This window comes from Streptomyces atriruber, assembly GCF_001418325.1.
Taxonomy (GTDB): Bacteria; Actinomycetota; Actinomycetes; order Streptomycetales; family Streptomycetaceae; genus Streptomyces; species Streptomyces atriruber.
On the sequence record NZ_LIPN01000096.1, the window covers coordinates 33,460 to 41,475 of the forward strand.

Genomic DNA, 8,016 nt, shown 5'->3' on the forward strand with positions numbered 1-8,016 from the left:
TGTCGCGGAATTCGGTCGCGGAATTCGGTCGCGGTTCACGCGAGTTCTCGTTCCCGGGTCTCCGGCAGTGCGAGGACGCACAGCAGCGACACGACGGCCATCGCGCTCACGTACCAGCCGACCGACGACGAACCGAACGCCGACTGCAGCCGGGTGGCCACCAGCGGCGAGACCGCACCGCCGAGCACACCGCCCAGGTTGTACGCGAGCGAGGCGCCCGAGTAGCGCACGTTCGCCCCGAACAGCTCGGGCAGATAGGCGCCCATCGGGCCGTACACCACACCCATGCAGAAGAGCGCGCCGCCGATCGCCAGCGCGACGAGCACCGGCTGCTCGGTGTCGAGAAGCGGGAAGAGCACGAGCCCCCACACCACCGCGAGCGCCGAGCCCGCGAGAATGAGCCTGCGGCGCCCCGCGCCGTCGGAGCGCGTCGCGGCGAGCCAGGTGCCGGCCGCGAGGAAGAGGCAGGCCACCAGGGAGAGGCCGAGCATGGTGTTGCGCGAGATGTGCAGGGTGCCGGTGGCGTAGGAGAGGCAGTAGGTCGTGGCGGTGTAGAAGAGGCCGTACGCGACGACCATGCCGCCCGCTCCGAGCAGCAGTTCGCGCGGGTGGCGGCGCAGCACGTCGAGCGTGGGGACCTTGCTGGCCTCCTGCGCCTCCATGACCTTCGCGAACACCGGCGTCTCGCTGATCCGCAGCCGCACGAACAGGCCGACGCCGACCAGCAGGAACGAGAGCAGGAACGGCACGCGCCAGCCCCAGGAGCGGAACGCGTCGTCGGAGAGCGCGGACGAGAGCAGCCAGAAGACACCCGTGGCCGCGAAGAACCCGACGGACGGGCCGAGTTGGGGGAAGGCCGCGTACATCCCGCGCTTCTTCTTCGGTGCGTGCTCCACCGCGAGCAGCGCCGCGCCGCCCCACTCGCCGCCGAGCCCGATGCCCTGCAGGAAGCGGAGCAGGATCAGCAGCAGCGGCGCCCAGATGCCCCACGTGCCGTAGCCGGGCAGGAGCCCGACGAGTGCGGTCGAGAGGCCCATCAGGAGCAGCGAGGCCACCAGTACGGACTTGCGTCCCACGCGGTCGCCGAAGTGCCCGAAGATCACCGAGCCGATGGGCCGGGCCGCGAACGCCACCGCGTAGGTGGAGAACGAGGCTAGGGTGGCGTTGACCGGATCGAGGGTCGGGAAGAACGCCTCGTTGAGGACGAGTGCGGCCGCAGTGCCGTAGATGTAGAAGTCGTAGAACTCGATGGCCGTCCCGATGAAGGAGGCCACCGCCACCCGGCGCATGCTCTCGGCGCTGCCGCCCGCGTCCCCGGCCGGGGCCCCGTCCGCGGCGTGGACCCGCTGTTTCGATGTCGCTGTCGTTTCGCTGTGCACGAGCGGCACTCTCGTGGTGGATGTATGGGGCAGTCAATACTTGATACGGCCGGTCTCGGTCACTGAGACCAGCGGTGGGCCGCGGTGACCTCGTGCAGGTGGATGAGGATGTCGTGCGAGGGCGCGAGCCGGATCTCGTACGGGCCGTCGGGCCACCCCGATCCGATGCTGCGGGTCACGCGCGCCCGGCTCAGCCACTTCCTGGCGTCCGTCGGCAGCCCGCGCAGGTCCACGAAGTAGTCGTCGAGGCCCACCTGGTCGAGCGTGTACTCGTTCATGCCGCGCGTGGCCGGGCCCAGGGAGATCGGCTTCCACTCCTCGCCGTCCGCGGCCTGGGCCAGGAACGCCCCCTGGTTGAAGGTGAATCCGATGTTCACGTACCGCTCGCCCAAGCGATCGCGCAGGAAGGCGCCCTGCATCTTCGGATAGCGCGGGTCGTAGGTCTCGTACGCGACATGGGCGTTGTGGGCGGAGAGGAGGACCTTGTCGCCCGTGCGCCGCTGCCACCACGCCGTGTTCCGGGCCATGACCCGGTCGCGGTGCAGCATGGCGGCGGTCTTGCCCTCGACGGTGTCGAGGGGGAGGGCGTACATCTCGGCGGTCTGCGCGAGGGACCGGGCGTGGTGCAGGACGAGCCCGAAGTCGGCGTCGGGCACGGCGTGCTGACGTTCCCTCAGGAGCCGGTACGCCTCGTCAGCCTGCTTCGCCAGCGTCTTGCGCTCGGCGAGGGGGCGGCCCATGTGCGTGTCGCCGTCCGTGAGGAGGCGCAGCGGCGCGTGCAGTTCGGTGATGCGCGGCAGCAGGTCCGGCTCGTGCTCGCGCACGTGGTCACGTACGCCGTCGAACAACTCCGGGCCCTGCTCGGGGTAGTTGACGTCGTTGCCCATGAAGCGCAGTTCGCGGTCCGGGTGACGCTCGTTGTGCGCCCGCATCCAGCGCAGCAGATGGACGTACTCGTCCGTGTCCCAGGGGGTCCTGGCCAGCTCGCGGTGGACCAGCTCCCGCGTGTCGCCGCTGCCGCCGCGGACATGGGCGTCGAAGCGCAGTCCGGTCGTCCAGCTGACCTCCTGGGAGAAGGTGCCGAACCCCTTCTCCCCGACGAGGTGGCGGAAGACCCTCTCCTTCATCGAGAAGAACTCGTGAGAGCCGTGGGTCGCCTCGCCCAGGCCCACCACCGTCGCGTCGCCCACCATCGCGCTCAGCGGCCGCAGGTCCTCGGTGCCGCCGTGCGGCTCGGTGGACCGCAGGGGGTGGGCCGCCCGCTCGATCGCCGCGACCGGGTCCGTGGCCTGCGCCGCGACCGGCTCCGTGGCCTGCGGGGGCGGAGTCCCGCGGTGCGTCACCCGTGTCATGTCGTTCCTCCCGGTTTCGCCCGATGCCTCACGGGGATCACGGTCCCGCGCGGGACCGGTCCCGCACCATCCGGCAGGCACCCTCATGACCGGTGGGGTCTGCCCCATTTCGCCCCGAGCGTGTACGTTCTCCGCCATGGCGGAATTCATACTGGTTGCAGGCGCGTGGCTCGGCTCCTGGGCATGGGAGGACGTGGCGCGCGACCTGCGGGCCGCCGGACACGGCGCCCATCCCCTCACGCTCTCCGGTCTCGCCGACAAACAGGACCTCCCTGCCGGGCAGCAGACCCACGTACGGGACATCGTCGACGAGGTGGAACGCCTCGATCTGCGCGACGTCGTCCTCGTCGGGCACAGCTATGCGGGCATCCCCGTCGGGCAGGCCGCCGAGCGCATCGGCGACCGGCTGACCCGCGTCGTGTTCGTCGACGCCGACGTGCCGGTGGACGGCGAGTCGTTCGCCTCCCTGTGGTGGCAGGGCCAGCCGGTGTTCGAGGCCATGCTCGACGAGGGCGACGGCCACTGGGTGCTGAACGCGGCCGACTTCGACGGGCAGGGCCTCGACAGCGAGCAGGTCGGCAGAATCGCGAGCGGGTCGACACCGCACCCGGGCGCGACCCTCACCGAGCCCGCCGTGCTGGAGCGCCGGCTCGGCGACCTGCCCGCGACGTACGTCAAGTGCCTGCTCGACGGCGAGGAGCCGAACGACGACGTGGCCGACCTGCTCAAGAGCGAGCGCTGGCGGCTCGTCGAGATGGACACCGGGCACTGGCCGATGTTCTCCCAGCCGCACGAGCTGGCGAGGATCCTCCACTCCTGCGCGCGGGCGTGAGCGCCAGACCCCGGGCGTGATCGGCAGGCCCTAGGAGTAGTGCAGGTAGCGGCCGCGCACCGCGCGGAAGCGGGCGAGCTCGTCCTGCCAGGCGCCGGTCACCTCGTCCGTTTCCGCGCCCGCGTCGATCATCGTGCGCACCAGCGCCGACCCCGTCAGCCGGTCGATCCAGTGATCGGGGCGCCAGGCGAAACCGCTCCAGGTCCGCTTGGCCGTCACCAGGAGCGCGATGCCGGTGCGCACCGCGTCGTACGACTCGCGGTCGTGCACATGGAGCTGGACGCCGCCGATGGTCTTCCCCTGGAACTTGGAGAAGCTGGGGGAGAAGTAGGCCTCCCGGAAGTGGACGCCGGGCAGGCCGAGCGCGCCGAGCGCCGCCGCCCATCGCCGGTCGATGCCCGCGGCGCCGAGCAGCTCGAAGGGCCGGGCGGTGCCCCGCCCCTCCGAGAGGTTCGTGCCCTCGAACAGACAGGTGCCCGCGTAGACGAGGGCGGTGTCGGGCGTCGGCATGTTCGGGCTCGGCGGCACCCACGGCAGCCCCGACGCGTCGAAGAAGTCGCCGCGCCGCCACCCCTGCATCAGCACCGTCTCCAGCTCGACGGGGTGCTTCAGGAACTCGCCGTTGAACAGCAGCGCGAGCTCCGCGACCGTCATCCCGTGCGCCTGCGCGATTGGCTCGCGCCCCACGAAGCTCGCGAACCCCCGGGCCAGGACCGGCCCGTACGCGTCCCTGCCGGTCACCGGATTCGGCCGGTCGAGGACGACGAAGCGGCGCCCGGCGCGCCGCGCGGCCACCATGCAGTCGTACAGCGTCCAGATGTACGTGTAGAAGCGGGCGCCGACGTCCTGGATGTCGAAGACGAGCGTGTCCGCGCCCGAGCCGGCGAAGACGTCCGCCAGCTCCTTGCCGCTCTTGCGGTACGTGTCGTGGACGGGCAGCCCGGTCGCCGGGTCGTCGTGCCGTCCCTCGGAGCCACCGGCCTGCGCGGTCCCGCGGAAGCCGTGCTCGGGGCCGAACACGGCGGCCACGTCCACCCGCTCGTCGGCGTGCAGGACGTCCACGATGTGGCGCGCGTCGCGCGTCACCCCCGTGGGGTTGGTGATCACACCGACGCGCCGTCCTTCGAGGAGCGCGTAACCGTCGGCGGCCAAGCGCTCGAAGCCCGTGCGCAGCGGCCGCGCACCGGCTCCCCGAGGGGTCACGGCGGTGCCTGCGGCCGTGGCGAGCAGTCCTCGCCTGGAGAGTTCCATGGCCCCGCACGCTAGCGCCCGCACGGCCGGAAACCGGCGAACCCGGCCCGTCCGCCCCCCTTTCGCCACGACATACCGACTGGTTAGTCTGCCAGCGAAGCCGAGCCGCGGGCCGAAGGAGAACGATCGTGGAAACCCTGCAGGACAAGGCAGTCGTCGTCACGGGCGGAGGCGGCGGCATCGGGGCCGCGCTGGCCCGCCGCTTCGCCGCCGAAGGGGCGCGCGTCGTCGTCAACGACCTGGACGCCGCCAAGGCGAAGACCGTCGCCGACGAGATCGGCGGCGTCGCCGTGCCGGGCGACGCGTCCACGATCGTGCCGCGGGCCCGCGAGGCGCTCGGCGGCACCGTCGACGTGTACTGCGCCAACGCCGGGCTCGGCTCCGGCGGCAGCGAGGCGGCGCCCGAGGAGGTCTGGGCCGCCGCCTGGGACGTCAACGTGATGGCCCATGTGCGGGCGGCCCACGCGCTGCTCCCCGACTGGCTGGAGCGCGGCAGCGGCCGCTTCGTCTCCACCGTCTCCGCCGCCGGTCTGCTTACCATGATCGGCGCCGCGCCCTACAGCGTCACCAAGCACGGCGCGTACGCCTTCGCCGAGTGGCTCTCGCTCACGTACCGCCACCGCGGCATCAAGGTCCACGCGATCTGCCCGCAGGGCGTCCGCACCGACATGCTCGCCGCCACCGGCACCGCGGGCGACCTCGTGCTCACGCCCACCGCCATCGAACCGGACGACGTCGCCGCCGCGCTCTTCGAAGGCATGGCAAAGGACCGCTTCCTGGTCCTGCCGCACCCCGAGGTGGCCGCGTACTACCGGGCCCGCGCGGAAACCCCCGACAAGTGGCTGACGGGCATGAACCACATCCAGCAGAAGTGGGAGGAGACCGAGCGGTGAAGGACCTCACGCCCACCGGATCCCCGTACGCGGCCAAGCCCTGGCTGGCCCGGCTCAACGGCGCCCAGCGCGCCCCCGTGCACCCCGCGGCCTCCGTGCCCGACGCGTTCCGCGAGGCCGTCGCACGAGCTCCCGAACACACCGCCCTCGCCTACTTCGACGGTCGCCTGAGCTACCGCGAGACCGACGCCCTCAGCGACTCCGTGGCGGGACACCTCGCCGCGCGCGGCATCGCCCGCGGCGACCGCGTCGCGATCCTCCTGCAGAACACCCCGCACTTCGTGCTCGCGCTCCTCGGCGCCTGGAAAGCGGGCGCCACCGTCGTCCCCGTCAATCCCATGTACCGGTCGGCGGAGGTCGGGCACGTCCTCGCGGACGCCGGGGTGACCGCGCTGATCTGCTCGGACCGCGCCTGGGAGACGTATCTGCGCGACACCGCGGCCGACTCGCCGGTCCGTGTCGTCCTCACCGCCTGCCAGCTCGACCTGCAGACCCGGGGCGACACCCGGGTCCTCGACTTCGAGCGCCTCCCGGCCGCCGCCGACGCCGACGACCTGATCGAGGTCGCGCGCCAAGGCCTTCCGGCCCCGGCCGACCGTGCCCTCGCCGCCTCGGACGTGGCGCTGATCAGCTACACCTCGGGCACCAGCGGCACCCCCAAGGGCGCCATGAACACCCACGGCAACATCACCTACAACGCGGAACGCCAGCGCACCGGATCCGGGATACCGGAAGGCGCCTGCTACTTCGCGATGGCGCCGCTCTTCCACATCACCGGCATGGTCGCGCAGGTCGCCGCGTGCATCGCCAACGCCGGGACGCTCGCGCTCGCCTACCGCTTCGAGGCCGGGGTGGTCCTCGACGCCTTCGCCGAGCACCGGCCCGCCTACACGGTCGGCCCGTCCACCGCCTTCATGGCGCTCGCCGCCCATCCCTCGGTGACCCGCGCCCACTTCGACTCCTTCGCGATGATCTCCTCCGGCGGCGCGCCGCTGCCCCCGGCCCTCGTCGAGAAGTTCCGCTCGTCCTTCGGCCCCTACCTCCACAACGGCTACGGCCTCACCGAGTGCACCGCGCCCTGCGCCTCCGTGCCGCCGGGCCAGGAGGCCCCCGTCGACCCGGCCTCCGGCACCCTGGCCGTCGGCGTCCCGGGTCCCGAGACGGTCGTACGCATCGTGGACGACCTCGGCGCCGAGGTGCCGTTCGGGGAGCACGGCGAGATCGTCGTCCGCGGACCCCAGGTCGTCCCGGGCTACTGGCAGCGGCCCGACGCCACCGCCGAGGCCTTCCCCGACGGGGAACTGCGCACCGGCGACATCGGGTTCATGGACCCGGCGGGCTGGCTCTACGTGGTCGACCGCAAGAAGGACATGATCAACGCGTCCGGCTTCAAGGTGTGGCCGCGCGAGGTCGAGGACGTCCTGTACACCCACCCCGCCGTCCGCGAGGCGGCCGTCGTCGGGATTCCCGACAGCTACCGGGGCGAGACCGTGAAGGCGTACGTCAGCCTGCGCCCCGGCAGCGACACCGGCCCCGCCGACCTGACCGCGTACTGCAAGGAACGGCTCGCCGCGTACAAATATCCGCGCGAGGTCGAGGTACTCGAGGAGTTGCCGAAGACGACAAGTGGGAAGATCCTCCGGCGGGAACTGCGTTCCCGCCCACGAAACAGCAGGTGACGCGAAAGGCAGGTGGCGGCAGTGGCCCGAACGACGGACGGTGACGGCACGCCCGTACCGCAGCGGCTCCTCGCCGCCGCCACCAGGCTCTTCGCCGACCAGGGCTACGACCGCACGTCGGTCCAGGAGATCGTGGAGGCGGCGGGCGTCACCAAGGGCGCGCTGTACCACTACTTCGGCTCCAAGGACGACCTGCTCCACGAGGTCTACGCCCGGCTGCTCCGCGTCCAGCAGGAGCGGCTCGACGCCATCGCGGACGCGGACGCGCCGGTCGCCGAGCGGGTCCGCGACGCCGCGGCGGACGTCGTGGTCAGCACCATCGACAACCTCGACGACGCGTCGATCTTCTTCCGCTCCATGCACCACCTGAGCCCGGAGAAGAACAAGCAGGTCCGGGCCGAGCGGCGCCGCTACCACGAGCGCTTCCGGGCCCTGATCGAAGAGGGACAGGAGTCGGGCGTCTTCTCCACGGCGACCCCGGCGGACCTGGTGGTGGACTACCACTTCGGGTCGGTCCACCACCTGTCCACCTGGTACCGTCCCGATGGTCCCCTCAGCCCCCAGCAGGTCGCCGACCACCTGGCCGACCTCCTCCTGCGGGCCCTGCGCGCCCCGTAAGCGGCGCGCCCC

7 protein-coding genes are annotated in these 8,016 nt (G+C 71.8%); 4 read left to right on the forward strand and 3 right to left on the reverse strand.

Annotated elements, in window-relative coordinates; genetic code table 11:
* Nucleotides 1-35 precede the first annotated feature (35 nt).
* Together AOK03_RS11245 and AOK03_RS11250 are read right to left on the reverse strand one after the other, a co-directional pair.
* Nucleotides 36-1,289: an MFS transporter gene (locus AOK03_RS11245; RefSeq protein WP_055565127.1), complete on the reverse strand. Its 1,254-nt coding sequence runs from the start codon at nucleotides 1,287-1,289 to the stop codon at nucleotides 36-38.
* Nucleotides 1,290-1,438: 149 nt separating this feature from the next.
* Entirely contained in the window at nucleotides 1,439-2,731 is a 1,293-nt protein-coding gene (locus tag AOK03_RS11250) for an erythromycin esterase family protein (protein WP_055565052.1), read from the reverse strand.
* Nucleotides 2,732-2,867: 136 nt separating this feature from the next.
* Here AOK03_RS11250 and AOK03_RS11255 point away from each other — a divergent pair, with 136 nt between their 5' ends.
* A complete protein-coding gene (locus AOK03_RS11255) occupies nucleotides 2,868-3,563 on the forward strand; it encodes an alpha/beta fold hydrolase (RefSeq protein WP_055565053.1) in 696 nt (231 codons plus the stop codon).
* A 30-nt stretch (nucleotides 3,564-3,593) separates the two neighbouring features.
* On the opposite strand, the gene AOK03_RS11260 is transcribed toward AOK03_RS11255, so the two are convergent.
* Complete coding sequence (locus tag AOK03_RS11260) at nucleotides 3,594-4,814, reverse strand: exo-beta-N-acetylmuramidase NamZ family protein (protein ID WP_055565054.1); 1,221 nt, start codon at nucleotides 4,812-4,814, stop codon at nucleotides 3,594-3,596.
* 125 nt (nucleotides 4,815-4,939) lie between these two features.
* Between AOK03_RS11260 and AOK03_RS11265 the strand changes: the two genes are divergently transcribed.
* The 3 genes from AOK03_RS11265 to AOK03_RS11275 are packed head-to-tail and all read left to right on the forward strand — an operon-like array spanning nucleotide 4,940 to nucleotide 8,004.
* The gene (locus tag AOK03_RS11265) at nucleotides 4,940-5,707 is read left to right on the forward strand and encodes an SDR family oxidoreductase (protein WP_055565055.1); all 768 of its coding nucleotides are present in this window, start codon (nucleotides 4,940-4,942) and stop codon (nucleotides 5,705-5,707) included.
* Entirely contained in the window at nucleotides 5,704-7,386 is a 1,683-nt protein-coding gene (locus AOK03_RS11270; RefSeq protein ID WP_055565056.1) for a class I adenylate-forming enzyme family protein, read from the forward strand. Before AOK03_RS11265 ends, AOK03_RS11270 begins: the two co-directional genes overlap by 4 nt.
* A 21-nt stretch (nucleotides 7,387-7,407) precedes the next feature.
* Nucleotides 7,408-8,004: a TetR/AcrR family transcriptional regulator gene (locus AOK03_RS11275; RefSeq protein ID WP_055565057.1), complete on the forward strand. Its 597-nt coding sequence runs from the start codon at nucleotides 7,408-7,410 to the stop codon at nucleotides 8,002-8,004.
* Nucleotides 8,005-8,016 lie beyond the last annotated feature (12 nt).

Excerpts from the sequence above, each read along its gene's own strand:
- AOK03_RS11255 (WP_055565053.1), top strand. The coding sequence starts at position 2,868 with ATGGCGGAATTCATACTGGTTGCAGGCGCGTGGCTCGGCTCCTGGGCA.
- AOK03_RS11260 (WP_055565054.1), bottom strand. The coding sequence starts at position 4,814 with ATGGAACTCTCCAGGCGAGGACTGCTCGCCACGGCCGCAGGCACCGCC.
- AOK03_RS11245 (WP_055565127.1), bottom strand. The coding sequence starts at position 1,289 with ATGCGCCGGGTGGCGGTGGCCTCCTTCATCGGGACGGCCATCGAGTTC.
- AOK03_RS11250 (WP_055565052.1), bottom strand. The coding sequence starts at position 2,731 with ATGACACGGGTGACGCACCGCGGGACTCCGCCCCCGCAGGCCACGGAG.